Raw genomic sequence first — 15,770 nt, forward strand, 5'->3', positions numbered from 1 at the left:
GATCGTCGTGGCCGCCACCCCGCTGGACGTGGCGGACCAGCCGAGGCTAATACTGGTATAGACCGGAGGTCAACGGTTACGCCGACCTCACCAGCCGTCCGGGCGTTTGCCCGTACGATGGCTTGAATTGCGTAGGAAGGAGAACTGGTTCGTGCCAAGGACGCGACATGAGCCGAGCGACGGGGCCCTTGAGTCCCTGCCGGCGGAGCGCAACGGCGGCAAGGGCGAGCACATCAGGGACGTCCTCACCGCCATGGTCCTGAACTCGCGGGACGGTGCGCTGCTCCCCTCGGAGCGGGTCCTCGCCGAACGGTTCGGAGTCGCCCGGATGACCGTCCGGGGCTCCATCGACGCGCTGGAGTCGAAGGGAATGGTCCGGCGCGTGCCCGGGCGTGGAACCTTCGTGCAGCACCCCACGCTGACCCACTCGGAGATCTTCCGCTCGTTCAGCGAGGACATGCGGATGCGCGGCATGACACCGGGTGCCAAGTCGTACCGCGCCCGCACCCGCCCGGCCGCCCGCCAGGTCGCCGCCAACCTCGACATCGCCCCGGGCGACCCGACCCACTACATCGAGCGGATCCGCACGGCGGACGGCATCCCGATGGCGTTGGAGCGGACGAACCTCGCCGCGGCACGGTTCCCCAGCCTGCTGAAGGTGATGGAGCGCGACGACTCGCTGTACGAGGTTCTGGGCCGTGTCTTCGGGGTGCGGCTCGAATCGGCCCGGCAGACCGTCACCATCGCCCGGCTGACCGGCACCGAGGCGAAACGGCTCGAAGTCGGCGAGGACACCCCGGCGTTCCTGATAGAGCGCATCTCGGTCGACAACATGGGCAAGGTCGTGGAGTACGGCCGCTCGCTCTACCGCGGCGACCGGTACGCCATCCAGATGCACGTCAGCCCCCCGTCCCAGGGCGGCTGACGCGCATCCGCAGGGCCGGTCAGCGCAGACCGGTGAGATGGTGCGCCTCGATTTCGGCTGCCGTCAGGGCGCGGTCGTAGATCGCCGCCTCGTCGAGGTCACCCTGCAACCGCTGGGACGTGTCGTCCCCACGGCCACCGAGCTTGACGCTCGCCGTACCGCTGCCGGGCGGCACCGACGTCGCGACGCTGTTGTCCGCGACGCCGTCGAGGTACACGGTCAGTCGCGATCCGTCGAAGACGGCGGCGACGTGGTGCCACTCGTCGACCGTCAGCCGGGTACGGCCGGTCACGAGGCCGTGCCCCTTCCCGGCGGCGCCGAGCGACCACGCCTGCAGGACGCCGTCGGTCACCCGCAGGGCGTAACCGTTGACCGCCGGCCCGGAGTAGCTCTCGATGACCGCCTGCCCCGGCGCCGGGGCGAGCCTGTCGAGCTTCACCCACGCCTCCAACGTGAAGGCGCCCTGAAGGTCGGTCCGCGGGCCTCGCGGCGCCTCGATGTAGCCGGCGGAGAGGTCCGCCGCCCGGTCACCGGTGATCGCGCCCTCGGCGACCGGCTGGGCGCCGGCGAGGTAGGTCCCGTTCCGTCCGCTGGCGGAGCTGTCCACGGCGGTGCTTGAGCCGGCCGGGTCGCCGAGGCGCCAGTAGCCGGCCGGGTCCGCCCCGGTCACGAGGTTCGGGTAGCTCTGCTGCCCGACCAGGATCGGCAGCGACACCTTCACCGGGGGCGCGCCGTCCTCGTTGAAGGCCACCGTGACCTGGTGGCGCCCCGGCTCCGCGCCGGCCGGTACGCTCACCTTCACCGGCACGCTCGCGACGATGGTCCGGCCATCCGGCCGGGCACGGAACACCTGCGTCGCCGGGTCGACGGTCCAGCCGTCCGGGCCGGTGGCGGTCACCCGTCCACTGAGCCGGTGATCCGCGAACACCTCGACGGCGACCTGGAACCGCTTCGTCTCCCCCGGCGCGATCAGCGACCCGGGCGGATCGACCGAGACGGCACCGCTGAACACGTCGGAGTAGTGCGGGACGATCTCGTAGACGCGCGGGGCCGCGCTGCCCGACGCCCACCGGATCCGCACCGCGCCGGCCGAGAGGTCTCCCGCCGGCACCTTGGTGAACCCGTCAGCGAGCGGTCCGAGATCCACCCAGGCGCCGTCGACCAGCGCCTGGATCACGCCGTCGGCGGGAGCGGTCGCGTCCTGCACCACGGTCACCGCCGACAGCCGATGCGGCTTGGTGATCGCAACCGTGATCGCGTCGCCGTCCTGCGGCTTGCCGGCCGCGACGTAGGCCGTGTCGTCGCGCCGGTCGGTCAGGTTGCCCAGCGCGGACCCCTGGGCGGCAGCCGGTAGGCCCGTGGGGGCCCCGAGGTCGCCGTACCAGCGGTCGCCGATGTAGCCGTCGCTCTGCGCGGCCGCGAAGCTGAGCAGTTCGTCGACCGGGCCGGGGCTGATCTGGTGCGATGTCCTGTCGAGGATGCCGCGGGCACGCGCCTGCTCCCGCCGGGCCAGCCAGGCGGCTTCGCCGTTCCCCCGGTCCTGCGCCCGCAGGATCGCCAGCGCCGCCCGGCCCGCCTGGCCGGTCGTGCCGACCCGGTCCAGCCAGGGCTCGATCTGCTTGAGCAGCAGAGGGTTGTCTAGCTGCGCCCGCAGCGTGGTGGGGAGTTCCTCCAGACGGCGCAGCTCGCGGTCGAGCTGGTCGAGCTGGGCGTCCACCGCTCGGCCCGCCGAGTAGTCGGCGATGAGCCGGTTGACGAGCGCGGCGAACTGGGGCCGCGCGGTGTTGTCCAGGGCGCTGGCCTTGTTGTTCTCCGCGAAGAGTCGCAGCTGCGCGTACGCGTCGCCGCCGATGATCTCGAGAGTCCGCGTCCATGAGCGCTCGGCGTCGTAGGCCCCGGGGTTCCAGGCGTAGTCGGCCTGCGTGCCGAGTGGGATCTGCGAGGCCTCCTGGTGCTGGACGAGTCCGTTGAACGAGATGCCCAGGACGTCGTCCGCCATGCCGGCGTCGCGGTTCACCAGTGGGCCCAGCAGGAGTCGGTTGGGGCTGTAGTCGTTGACCGGGTAGTTGTCCCAGATCATGATCCGGTGCCGCGGCCAGACGCCCTGAGCGGCCCGCAGGTCGTCCTCGGTGATGCGCGGCGAGACCACCTCCGAGCCCGTCCAGTAGAGGTCGACCTCGGTGCTGAGCAACTCGTCGAACCGGTTCTTGTACGGCGTGGGCGTCATGCCCCAGTACTCCGTCGGCACCGTCACCATGCGGCTGGCGCCGGGGCGCTTCTCGATGAACTCGCGTTGGACCAGGTTGGTGACCCCGGCCTGGGCCGCCGCGAGCGGCGACGGATCGCCCTGGTAGGCGTCCCGGTCCTCCTGGCACGCGAAGTTTCCGGACACGTCGTCCCAGGCGATGACGTAGCTGCGGACCCCGATCTCCCACAACTGCGCCAGACGCGCCAGCAACTTGGCCCGATCGGTGTCGCGTACGTGGCAGATCCCCCTGCCCGGAGCCAGGGGCGCCTCCGGCGAGATCCGGTACACGAAATCGACATGACGGGACGTCGCCAGGTCGAGGATCTCCTTCAACCGGCCCAGTTCCGCCTCGTCGTACAGGGAGTCCCAGTGCGATCCGGTACGCAGGTCGTCCGCCGGCCCGTAGAAGAACTGGTTCATCTTGTGCCGGGCCAGGAACTCGATCTGCGAGCGCCGGTCCTCCTGCGACCACACGGGTCCGTAGAACGACTCCATGCCCCCACGGATCCGGTAACCCGGCCAGTCGCGCACCGCCACGCCGTCGACGGCCACCCGGGCGCCTCGCGACACGAGCAGCTGACGCAACGACTGGACCGCGTAGAAGGTGCCCGCGCCGTCCACCCCCGCGAGGACGATCCGCGGTCGCCCGAGCCGATCGTGCCCGGCCGCCAGCACGTACCCCTCACCGGGCAGTCCCGCTGGCCCCTGCACCCCGAGGGCACTCAGCGCGGCGACGCTCGCCGACGTCTCGTTCGGGCCGCCGAGGAGGATCACCGGACGCGATGTCGACATGTCCGCGCTTCCGACGACCCTGGCGGTGACCCCGCGCGCGTCGAGCACGTCCACGAGAGACTGCCGGGCGGCCGGATCGGCGGCCGCACCCGCGACGACGTCGACGTGGTCGGGCAGGACGACCGATCCCGCACGCGCCTGCACGCGCTGCGGCGTCGGAAGGACGCGCGCCACGCCCACCCGATCAGGGGCCTGGGCCTCCCCCCGAGCCGGCACGGGGTTCACCAGGCCAACGGCGAGCACGACCGATCCGGCCAACACGCCGGTGCGGCGACAGCCGCGAAACGAGCGCAACAGAAACATCGAACCTCCACTCATGCGATATGGGCCAGCCGTGGTTCCGTAAAGGGTCCGGCGTGGCGTGCGGTGAGCGGACCACCGCGAGGACCGGCCGACATGGCAACCGCCGGTCTGGTCGAGTCAGCAGGGACGAGGCCGGCCGTCGGGGTCGGAGCCGACGGCCGCGCGAAAGGGGCTCCCGGAGGATCGTCCGGGCCGGGCTGGCATCCGCGCGTGGGATCGGTTGTGGCCGACCGGTCTATACCGATGACGAGGATCCATGCCACACCCGGTCACGTCAACCCCCTACCGTCGTACGACAGCGCTGGTCCGGGTCGCTGCGCGTAGCGAGCCATTGACATCAACTCGGTCGGACTTCACGATACTGGCCTAGGCCGGTATCTGGTCGTGCCGTGGACATCGACGGCCGACCCCGAAGGGAGATCGCCATGCGTATCCCGCCCATCCGCCGCGGCCAGGCCCACGCGGCCATGCTCGCAGCGCTTGCCTCCGTCGCCCTCGTCGTGCCGGCCGCGCCGGTCGCGGCGGGCCCGAGTGCCGTCACCGCAGTAGCCGAAGGTCCCAGAAAGCTCATCGCACAAGGGTTCGCAGACCCGGACGTGGTCCGCATCGGCCAGACCTGGTACGCCTACGCCACCAACGACTTCAGGCACCTCCCGGTGGCCAGCGCGCCCACCATCGACGGGCCGTGGCAGGTCCTCGGTGACGCGATGCCGGGCGGACCCGGCAGCTGGGCCGTCGCCGGCAGGACCTGGGCACCCGACGTGCACCCCAACCCTGACGGCAGTCTGACCCTCACCTACACGGCCCAGGACGCCGCCTCTGGCCGTCAGTGCATCGGTGTGGCGCTCGCGTCCTCGCCGCTCGGTGGGTTCGTGCCCTACGGATCGGGGCCGCTCATCTGCCCCCTCAGCCAGGGCGGCGCGATCGACGCGAACACCTTCGTCGCGCGGAACGGAACGCGCTACCTCACCTGGAAGAACGACGGCAACGCCATCAACCGGCCGTCCACGCTCTGGGTCAGCCAGGTCACCAACAACGGCACCGCCCTGGTCGGTCCGACGACGGCAATGCTGACCGTCGCGGCAGGCCAGATCATCGAGGCGCCGGACCTGGTCCAGCGTGACGACAAGATGGTGCTCTTTTACTCCGGTGGGTCCTTCGCCAGCTGCGGCTACTACACGTCGTACGCCACGGCGCCGACGGTCATCGGCCCCTGGACGCCGGCGCCGAACGCCTTCATGACCCAGGCCGACACGGGACTCTGCGGTCCGGGTGGCGCGGACGTCGTGACGGCCCAGGACGGGCTGGGCGGCGGCGACAAGGTCGTGATGCACGCGGCGGTCGCCGACGGCAGCAGGCACATGTACTCGATCAACCTCCGCTGGGTCAACGGCCTCCCGGTGCAGGGCGGCAGCCGCAAGTCCTCGCTCGACGGCAACGGCCGCGCCGAGATCGCCCTGGTCCAGGCCGACGGGCAGATCAAGGCCTGGCACAACTACAAGGGCTTCGACAACATGCCGTACGGCGCCGCCGCGGTCATCGGGACCTCCTTCACCGACCCGGCCCGGGTGCGCTTCGCCGACCTCGACGACGACGGGAGGTCCGAGCTGATCCAGATCCAGGCCGACGGCCAGATCAGGGCCTGGCACAACGACCTCGGCTTCGCCGCCTCGCCGTACGGGAACTCCGTCGTCATCGCGACCGGATTCACCGACCCGACCCGGGTACGCCTCGCCGACCTGGACAACGACGGGAAGTCCGAGCTGATCCAGATCCAGGCCGACGGCCAGATCAGGGCCTGGCACAACGACCTCGGCTTCGCCGCCTCGCCGTACGGGAACTCCGTCGTCATCGCGACCGGATTCACCGACCCGACCCGGACCGTGTTCACCGACCTGGACGATGACGGCCGGTCCGAGATCGCCCTGATCCAGACCGACGGCCAGATCAAGGCCTGGCACAACGACCTCGGCTTCGCCGCCTCGCCGTACGGCTACACCGTCGTCATCGCGGCCGGGTTCACCAACCCCGCGAGGGTGCGGTTCATGGATCTCAACGACGACGGCCGCTCCGAGATCGCGCTGATCCAGACCGACGGGCAGATCAAGGCCTGGCACAACTACAGGGGCTTCGACACCATGCCGTACGGCGCCGCCCAGGTCATCGCGACCGACTTCCTCGACCCGGCCCGCACGATCTTCATCTGATCCGGGCTCGGACACCAGCACCACGAGCAGGGCGCTGCTCGGCGCGGCTACGTCGGTCCGGTGAGCTCGGGGCCGGTCCTTTCGCGCCGCCGGGTCCGCAGCCGCGCGGCCACCCTCAGCGGTGAGCCGGCGTGGTCGTCGACTCGCACGGAGGCCGCCGCCGCCCAGTCGATCTTCGTACGGCGCGGTGCGGCCGGCGTCGACGGTACGACGCCGGCCGCAGCCGACCGCACGGAGCCGACCCGGGTCGCAACGCTCCTGCTCGGCCCGGAGCCCAGCCCCGGCGCCGTGGACGTCGTCGCCGGTCATCCCCTGTGCGGCGACACCGCAGGCCAGCGCCGCAGTGATATCGCCATGGCCGCGGTCGCCCCGTCGTGGACGCCGGCCGCTCCGCGGCTCGGGGCCGGCCGGGCGCACCAGGTCGTCTCGGGTAGGTGGAGCCGGCGGCCGTCCGCGGTCCAGGGGCCCAGGAACGGCCTGGCCTGGGCGTTCTCGATGCGCCCGGCAGTGCCGGTGTGCTGCCGCCGCATCGCCTGCGGATCGCGGTGCCTCCGCGACGCGTGCGCCCGCCGGGGTCGCCGGGCCCGCGGTCGGCCAGGGACCAACACGTCGTGCGTTCCACCCGTCGACAGCAGCCTCCGCACGGACGCCGTCGCGGTGCGGCCCGGCTCCACGCGCACGCACGAGACGGCCGGTGACACGCCACCTTGTTGCGCATGACGTGCCACCGGCCAGGGTCTACGCCGCGGCCACCGCACGATCTCCGGTGGTCCTCATGGACTGTCGACGATCGTGCGGTGGCCGCCCTCATGCCCTCGCCACGCCTCACACGTGGCGTCCGGGGTCAGCCCGTCGTGCCGGCCGAGTGGTGTCGCGCGACCTCGTCGGCGGTGAGGGCATGGTCGTAGACGGCAACCTCGTCGAGCAGCCCGGAGAGCCTGGCACCGGCATCGTCACCACGGGCCCCCAGCTTGAGGCTTCCGGCCCCGTCGGTCGGGCTCACCTTCGTGGCGGCCGAGCTGTCGGGTCGTCCGTCGAGGTAGACCGTCAGGGTCGACCCGTCGTAGACCACGGCCACGTGATGCCACTTGTCCGGCGTGACCACCGTCTGCCCTTCGACCGACGCCAGTTGCCCGGCTGCGCCCAACGTGAGGGCGCTGATCCTGCCTCCGGGCAGGACGCGCAGCGCGTAGCCGTTGTAGGCGGGCGCGTCGTACTTCTCGACCACGCCGTACTGACCGCAGACGTCGTTGAGATTCACCCACGCCTCGAGGGTGAACGAGCCGCTGACGCTCACCGAGGCCGAGTCCGGTACGGCGACGTAGCCGCCGGTCAGCTCGGCGGCGGTATCCGGATCGCCCGTCAGCGCGCCCGGGCGGCCCAGTGCCACCGCGTCCGCGTACGCGCCACGGTTGCCGGTGCCGGAGGAGTCCTCGGCGCTCGTGCCGGATCGCTCACCCAGCCGCCAGTAGCCGACCGGCTTGTCGGCCAGCACCTGTGCCGCGTAGGAGGACTGGGCGATGGCCGCCGGCTGCCTGCTCGTCGACGGCTGCCCGGCTGCCGAAACCGCCGGAGCCGGCGCTGAGCTGCCCTGCACCGCACTCCCACCCGAGCGCTGCGCACTGGGCGAGGGGCCGGGGTTGCCGAGCACACCCTTGACGTAGTGCGAGTCGATCTGCCCCGGACTCAGGGCCTTGTGGTAGATCGCGACCTCGTCGAGGTCGCCGAAGAAGCGGTCCGCCGCGTCGTCTCCACGGGCGCCAAGCTTGAGGCTGCTCCTGCCGTCGGTAGGCGCCTTGGCCACCGGGGTGGACGTCTGCAGCTGCCCGTCGAGGTAGGTCCGCAGCGTCGTCCCGTCATACGCTGCCACCACGTGGTGCCATCGCACCTGCTGCACGCTGCGCGGGCTGGACGCGCCGGACTGCGCCTCGTCGGCGATCGTGAGCGCCTGCAGCTTGTTGCCGTTGACCAGGCGCAGGGCGTAGCCGTTGCGCGACGGCAGGCAGTCGCCGCCGTCGTACTTCTCGACGATGCCCTGCGGTCCACCCGCCGCGTCCTTGACCCACGCCTCCAGCGTGTAGGCCCCGGTGACACTGAGCGAGGCGCTGTCCGGAATCTCGGCGTAGCCGTCGTCCAGCCGGACCGCGGTGTCGGCGGAGTCGGCGATCGCCCCTGGCTGGGACCGACCGACGCTGCCACGGTAGGCACCAGCGTTTCCGTTGCCGGAGGCATCGACCACCGGCTGGCCCTGGGCGTCGCCGAGCCGCCAGTAGCCCACCGGCGCGTCCCGCTTCACCAGCGCGGCGTAGTCAGCCGGATCCGGTCGGGCGACCCGGACCGACAACGAGGTGGTCCGCGCCGTCCCACCGGACGGACGGGTGACCACGTCGATCCGGTAGCTCCCGGGCGCCGCATCGGTGGGGATCCGGACCGAGGTCGCGAGCTCGGACCAGGCCAGTCTCTGGTTGCTGCTCACGCGGAACGGCAGCTTCGGGTCGCGCACCGTCCAACCGGTCGGAACACCGACACCGACGGTGCCGCCGACCGTGCCCTGCCCGAGCGCCTCGACCTCCAGGTCCAGCGCAAACGTCTCACCCGGCTCCAGCAACATACGCGGGGTCGTCACCTTCGTGGCCTCCGCGCTCGGCGCGGTGGCCACCTTCACCGCCCGGTAGGTCGCCCGGACCGTGACCGCCGTCGTCGGCCGGCCGAGGTCGACCAGCTCGCGCTCGGCGTCAAACGTCACCGAACGGCCGTCGACGGTGACCCCGGTCAGCCGGTGACCGCGCGGCGCACGCAGGTGCAGCACCACGTCCGTCAGCGGCGCCCGTCCGGTGGCCGCGCGCGGTGGGTCGACCCGCACGGTCAGCCGGCCGTCCGTCAGCTCCGACGAGGAGGCGAACCCCACGGGGCCGAAGGACGTCGGCAGGTCGGCGACCTCGATCCGCTCCCCGTCCGCGAGCCAGGGCCGCGGCGTGGCCGGCGCCAGGTGCAGCCGGGTCGGCACGCCGTCGGCGTTCAGGTCCTCGCTGACCAGCAGGCCGCGCACCGCCTCCAGATAGGTGGCGTTGTTCGGCGACAGCGGCGGCCAGTACTGCGACCGGTAGTACTCACCGAACTGCGGGCACGGCGAGATCGTGGCGCCCTCACCGCCGACGTAGGTGTGCGGCGTGAAGTTGTGCGCGAGCATCCCGTAGAAGCTCAGGTCGAGGCGATCGGACTCGGCATTGTCGGCCAGGAACCGCATCAGCGAGTAGCCGTACTGCTGGTCGATGCCGCTGGACTTGTATCCAGGCACCGCCGGCCACTGGTTGTGCCGGATGTTCTGGCAGACGCCGGGATCGGCGGTCGAAAGGTTGAACCTGGTCAGGCCAAGGAACAGCGACCCGTGCTTGTAGAGGTAGTCCCGTAGTCCGGTCGCCGTCGCGCTGCCCGGCTCGAACAGCCCGGTCGCGAGTGCGTACGGCATGATCAGGTTCCAGTAGCTGCCGAGGAAGTCGGTGGTGACCTTGTCGTACGGCTTCGACGACGCCGGATCCAGCAGCGCGATCGGCACGAACACCGAACCGTCCGGCAGCACCGTCTTCGACTTCTCCACCGCGCCCAGCAGTGACGCGCGCAGGCCGGCCGCCTCGTCGAGGAACGGCTTCGCCTCGTCGGCACGGCCCATCAGCCGCAACGCGACACCGACGTCGCGCAGTCCGCGCCAGACCTCCGACTGGTGGTGCAGGCCGTAGACCGGCTCCGGAATGTCGGAGGCGTAGCGGGTCTTGGCCAGCAGACCGTTCGGGTCCGCGACGCGTTGCCGCTTGAAGTCGGCGAGCCAGTCACGGAACGTCGGCAGGTTCTCCAGCAGCAACGACCCGTCGTTGCTCTGCAGGTAGTACGTCGCCACCGTCTGCAGCTTGATCCCGCGCTCCCAGGACACGAAGAAGCTGCCCTGGCCGCGTCGCAGCATCTCGGTGAGGTTCGCGCGCGCCTTGTCCTGGTAGCCGAAGTCCCCGAGCGAGGTGACCGTCGCCGCGATCTCCGGCACCCAGGCGAAGGACTTGTCCAGCGACTCGTAGCCGTTTCCGACGGTGAGGTTGAAGCCCATCACCAGGTTGTTCAGCAGCGTGCTGCGCATGGCGTCCGCGGCGTACCGCTCCGGAAGCCGGACCTTGGCGCCGGCGTTGAGCTGCGCCGTCCAGTAGGCGCCGGTGCGGGACTTCGCGGCGTCGTAGAGCTTGGCCGACGGACGGTCGGCGGGCAGTTCGGCCGGCTCGTTCGGCACGACCAGATAGAACTCGGCCTTCCCGCGGCTCAGGTCGGGCGTGAAGCTCAGGTCGGGCGCGGACCAGGTCGCCGCACCGCTGTACGCGACCACGGTCTTCCCATCGAGGGTCAGCCGTCCGGGCGTGGCGACGACGTCCGCCACCTTGTCACGGCTCACGTTCAGCCGCAGCCTCGGGCGCGCCTTCGCCGGCCCGCTGACGACGAACCGGAGCATGCTGACTGCCGGGCCACCCGGGGTGAGCTCGGTGACGAACGACTCGCGCTCGTAGCGGACCCCGGCGGCGTCACGATAGGTGTTGGCGAGGATCGGCAGGTATCCGCCGGTCAGGCGGGGGGCACCCGACCTCGCCTCGGCCTGGCCGTAGCGCTCGGCCCCGTCCGCGCCGACGAAGAAGCGGACGCGCTGGGTCGCCCGCGAGTCCGACCATTGCGACATCAGCTCGCTGCCGTCGGCGACGTGCAGCGAGAAGTCCCGCTCCTCGGCCCACCGGGTGGGGTCCGGTGCCGGGTAGGTGAAGGGCAGGTAGTACCAGGGCGAGGCGGCGTCCGTCGTGCCACCGTGGTTGGCCGGCACCAGCAGCGGCTTGACGTTGGTCAGGGTCGGACCGTCGGGCAGGCCGAGCAACTTCTCGCCCCAGTGGTCGGATCCCTGCTCCAGCGCGTGGTTCACTCGATCGGCGTAGCCGTCGGGCAGGGTCAGGTCATCGCGGGGGCCGGACTGGCCGTGAGCCTTCTGCTCGCCGGCCGCCCGCTCGCCGGCCGCCCGCTCGCCGGCCGCCTGGACGCCGGCCGCCTGGACGTCCTCGGATTCCTGCGCCAGCAGGCCGGCCGCCAACGTCACCACCGTCAGCAGCGACAGCGCGGCCCTCGATCTCGATCTTGTGGCCATTCGATCCACCTTCGTGTGGAGTACTGCGAATACTGGACTAGTCCAGTAACTCTGGAGCACCCTCCTCGCCGGTGTCAACACTCCGACTGCCCACCCCTTTCACGAGGGCGCGTCACGACGATCGACCCGAGCGCGGGCTGTCTGCTGTGTACCGTCCCGGCTCCTGGAGAGACTTCCCGGATTCGGAGGAACCGCCAGACAGCAGAAACGGAATCGAATCCCCAGTGCTGCGGGAGCGAGCGGTGCGGATGGTCGAGGAGGTGTGCAGATGTTCGCCGAACAGGGCGTCGAGGGAACTGCGCGTGCGCTCCGCCCCTGCGGCCCGCACGCGCGTTCAACCCCGATGAGCAGGATCGCCGGTCAGGAAGATGTCCCCACTCACGGCAGTGCCGGGGTGACGGGCTCGGTCAGCACGCCGGCAGCGACGACCGCACCGCCGCAATCGATGCGGCCTTTCGGCCACAGCCTGGGCGCCTTCGACGCCCGGCAGGACCCGAGGGGATGTTCGCGCAGCTCGGACAGGGTGACGGCGTCACTTGGCGTTGAAGTAGCTCGCCTCCGGGTGGTGCACCACGATCGCGTCGGTCGCCTGCTCCGGCATCAGCTGGAACTCCTCCGACAACTGCACGCCGATGCGCTCCGCGCCCAGCAGCTCCACGATCTTCGCCCGGTCCTCCAGGTCCGGACAGGCCGGGTAGCCGAACGCGTACCGGCAGCCCCGGTAGTCGGTGCGCAGCAGACCCGCCAGATCCGCCGGGTCGTCGTCGGCCACCGTACGGCCGCCCGGCAGGGCCAGCTCGGCGCGGATCCGCCGGTGCCAGTACTCCGCGAGGGCCTCGGTGAGCTGTACGGACAGCCCGTGCACCTCCAGGTAGTCGCGGTACTCGTTGCGGGCGAACATCTTCGCCGTGTACTCGCTGATCGGCTGCCCCACGGTGACCAACTGCAACGCCACCACGTCCAGCTCGTCGCCGCGCGGGCGGAAGAAGTCGGCCAGGCAGAGCCGCCGCTCCTGCCGCTGCCGGGGGAAGGAGAACCGCGCCCGCTCGGAGTGCCCGTTCTCGTCCAGCACCACCAGGTCGTTGCCCTCGGCGTACGCCGGGAAGTAGCCGTACACCACGGCCGCCTCCAGCACCTGGTCGGCGATCAGCCGGTCCAGCCAGTAGCGCAGCCGGGGCCGGCCCTCGGTCTCCACCAGCTCCTCGTAGGACGGTCCCTGCCCGCTGCGGGCGCCCCGCAGGCCCCACTGCCCGAGGAAGGTGGCCCGCTCGTCGAGCAGCGCCGCGTAGTCGGCCAGCGGCACGCCCTTGACCACCCGGGTGCCCAGGAACGGCGCGGCGGGCACCTCCACGTCGGTGGCCACGTCGGAGCGCACCGAGGCGTCGTCCAGCTCCGGCAACGACTCGCTGACGATGGCGCGCTGCCGCTCGCGGCGCGCCCGCCGGGCCGCCAGGGCCGCCTCCCGCTCCGCGTCGATCACGGGCGCCCCGCCGCGCTTGGCCGTCATCACCCGGTCCATCAGCGACAGTCCCTCGAACGCGTCCCGGGCGTAGTGCACCTGGCCGGGGAACATCGCCCGCAGGTCGTCCTCGACGTACGCCCGGGTCAGCGCCGCCCCGCCCAGCAGCACCGGCCAGCGCTCCGCGACCCCGCGCGACGCCATCTCGGCGAGGTTCTCCTTCATGATCACCGTGCTCTTCACCAGCAGGCCGGACATGCCTATCGCGTCGGCCCGGTGCTGCTCGGCGGCCTCCAGGATCGCGTTGATCGGCTGCTTGATGCCGATGTTGACGACCTCGTAGCCGTTGTTGGACAGGATGATGTCCACCAGGTTCTTGCCGATGTCGTGCACGTCACCGCGCACCGTGGCCAGCACGATGCGGCCCTTGCCGCCGTCCTCGGCGGTCTCCATGTGCGGCTCCAGGTACGCCACGGCGGTCTTCATCACCTCGGCGGACTGGAGCACGAACGGCAGCTGCATCTGACCGGAGCCGAACAGCTCGCCGACGACCTTCATGCCGTCGAGCAGGATGTCGTTGATGATGGACAGCGGCGTGCGCCCCTGCGCCATCGCCGCGTCCAGGTCGGCCTCCAGGCCGTTGCGCTCGCCGTCGATGATCCGCCGCTTGAGCCGCTCCTCCAGCGGCAGCGCGGCCAACTCCTCCGCCCGCCCGGCCCGCGCCGACGCGGCGTCCACGCCCTCGAAGATCTCGATGAACCTCTGCACCGGGTCGTAGCCCTCGCGGCGGCGGTCGTAGACGAGGTCCAGCGCCGCCTCCCGCTGCTCGTCGGGGATCTTGTTGAACGGCAGGATCTTGCTGGCGTGCACGATGGCGCTGGTCAGGCCGGCCTCGCGGCACTCGTGCAGGAAGACCGAGTTGAGCACCTGCCGGGCCGCCGGGTTGAGCCCGAACGAGACGTTGGAGATGCCGAGGGTGAAGTTGACGCCCGGCCAGCGGCGGGCGATCTCGCGAATCGCCTCGATGGTCTCGATGCCGTCGCGCCGGGTCTCCTCCTGGCCGGTCGCGATCGGGAAGGTCAGCGCGTCGATCAGGATGTCCGCGCGGTCCATCCCCCACCGCCCGGTGAGGTCGTCGATGAGCCGCCCCGCGACCCGCACCTTCCAGTCGGCGGTACGCGCCTGCCCCTCCTCGTCGATGAGCAGCGCCACCACGGCGGCGCCGTGCTCCTTGACGATGGGCATCACCCGGGCGTAGCGGGACTCCGGCCCGTCGCCGTCCTCGAAGTTGACCGAGTTGACCACGCACCGGCCGCCGAGCATCTCCAGGCCCGCCTCGACCACCTGCGGCTCGGTCGAGTCGAGCATGATCGGCAGGGTGGAGGCGGTGGCGAAGCGGCCGGCGAGTTCCCGCATGTCCTGGGTGCCGTCGCGGCCGACGTAGTCGACGCACAGGTCCAGCAGGTGCGAGCCGTCGCGGGCCTGGCTGCGGGCGATCTCCACGCAGGCCCGCCAGTCGCCGGCGAGCATGGCCTCGCGGAACGCCTTGGAGCCGTTGGCGTTGGTGCGCTCCCCCACCATCAGCAGGGAGGCGTCCTGGGCGAACGGCACCGGGTGGTAGACCGACGAGACACCGGCCTCGTGCCGCGGCTCGCGGGGTGCCGGGCGCGTGCCGTGCAGGCGCTCCGAGAGGACCCGGATGTGCTCGGGGGTGGTGCCGCAGCAGCCGCCCACCAGCGAGACGCCGTACTCGGTGACGAACCGCTCCAGCGCGTCGGCCAGCTCCACGGGGGTCAGCGGGAAGTACGCCCCGTCGGCGGTCAGCACCGGCAGGCCCGCGTTCGGCATCACCGACAGCGGAATCCGGGAGTGCCGGGACAGGTAGCGCAGGTGCTCGCCCATCTCGGCCGGCCCGGTCGAGCAGTTCAGCCCGATCAGGTCGACGCCCAGCGGCTCGATGGCCGCCAGCGCCGCCCCGATCTCGCTGCCCACCAGCATGGTGCCGGTGGTCTCCACGGCGACGTGGCAGATGATCGGCACCGTCCGGCCGAGCCGGGCCATGGCCCGCTTCGAGCCGACGACGGCGGCCTTGACCTGGAGCAGGTCCTGGCAGGTCTCCACGATCAGCGCGTCCGACCCGCCCTCGATCAGGCCCTCGGCGTTCTCCTGGTACGCGTCGCGCAGGGTCGCGTAGTCGGCGTGCCCCAGGGTGGGCAGCTTGGTGCCCGGGCCGATCGAGCCCAGCACGAAGCGGGGCCGCTCGGGGGTCGCGTACGCGTCGGCGGCCTCCCGGGCGAGGCGGGCCCCGGCCTCGGAGAGCTCGCGGATGCGGTGCTGGATGTCGTACTCACCCAGGTTGGCCAGGTTGGCCCCGAAGGTGTTGGTCTCGACGCAGTCCGCGCCGGCGGCCAGGTACGCCTCGTGCACCCCGCGCACGACGTCCGGTCGGGTGGCGTTGAGGACCTCGTTGCAGCCCTCGTAGCCCTCGAAGTCGTCCAGGGTGAGATCGGCCGCCTGCAGCATCGTGCCCATCGCGCCGTCGGCGATGAGAATCCGGTCTGCCAGTACGTCGAGCAATGAGGTCCGCACAGGATCAGGTTAGTGCCGTCGCCGGCCGATGGATTCCCCCGCACGTGCCTTCCCACATTGTGTCAGCGGGATCACGCTGTCCG

At 71.2% G+C, this 15,770-nt stretch carries 5 protein-coding genes; 2 read left to right on the top strand and 3 right to left on the bottom strand.

Annotated features, from left to right (window positions below; translation table 11 throughout):
- The first annotated feature begins 151 nt into the window (after nt 1-151).
- A complete protein-coding gene (locus tag ABZ573_RS19540; RefSeq protein ID WP_151452717.1) occupies nt 152-925 on the top strand; it encodes a GntR family transcriptional regulator in 774 nt (257 codons plus the stop codon).
- 19 nt (nt 926-944) lie between these two features.
- Here ABZ573_RS19540 and ABZ573_RS19545 read toward each other — a convergent pair whose 3' ends face one another.
- Nucleotides 945-4,139, bottom strand: coding sequence for a beta-N-acetylglucosaminidase domain-containing protein (locus ABZ573_RS19545; RefSeq protein ID WP_358119618.1), 3,195 nt, complete (start codon nt 4,137-4,139; stop codon nt 945-947).
- A gap of 554 nt (nt 4,140-4,693) precedes the next feature.
- Between ABZ573_RS19545 and ABZ573_RS19550 the strand changes: the two genes are divergently transcribed.
- Nucleotides 4,694-6,475, top strand: coding sequence for a family 43 glycosylhydrolase (locus tag ABZ573_RS19550; protein WP_358119622.1), 1,782 nt, complete (start codon nt 4,694-4,696; stop codon nt 6,473-6,475).
- Between the two features lie 844 nt (nt 6,476-7,319).
- On the opposite strand, the gene ABZ573_RS19555 is transcribed toward ABZ573_RS19550, so the two are convergent.
- Both ABZ573_RS19555 and metH read right to left on the bottom strand, forming a co-directional pair.
- Nucleotides 7,320-11,639 carry a LamG domain-containing protein gene (locus tag ABZ573_RS19555; protein WP_358119625.1) on the bottom strand — a complete coding sequence of 1,440 codons (4,320 nt, stop codon included), beginning with the start codon at nt 11,637-11,639 and terminating at the stop codon, nt 7,320-7,322.
- Between the two features lie 532 nt (nt 11,640-12,171).
- On the bottom strand, nt 12,172-15,687 hold the full coding sequence (gene metH, locus ABZ573_RS19560; protein WP_358119628.1) for a methionine synthase: 3,516 nt from the start codon (nt 15,685-15,687) through the stop codon (nt 12,172-12,174).
- Nucleotides 15,688-15,770: the final 83 nt, after the last annotated feature.

The organism is Micromonospora sp. NPDC007220, assembly GCF_040634035.1.
Classification (GTDB): domain Bacteria; phylum Actinomycetota; class Actinomycetes; order Mycobacteriales; family Micromonosporaceae; genus Micromonospora; species Micromonospora reichwaldensis.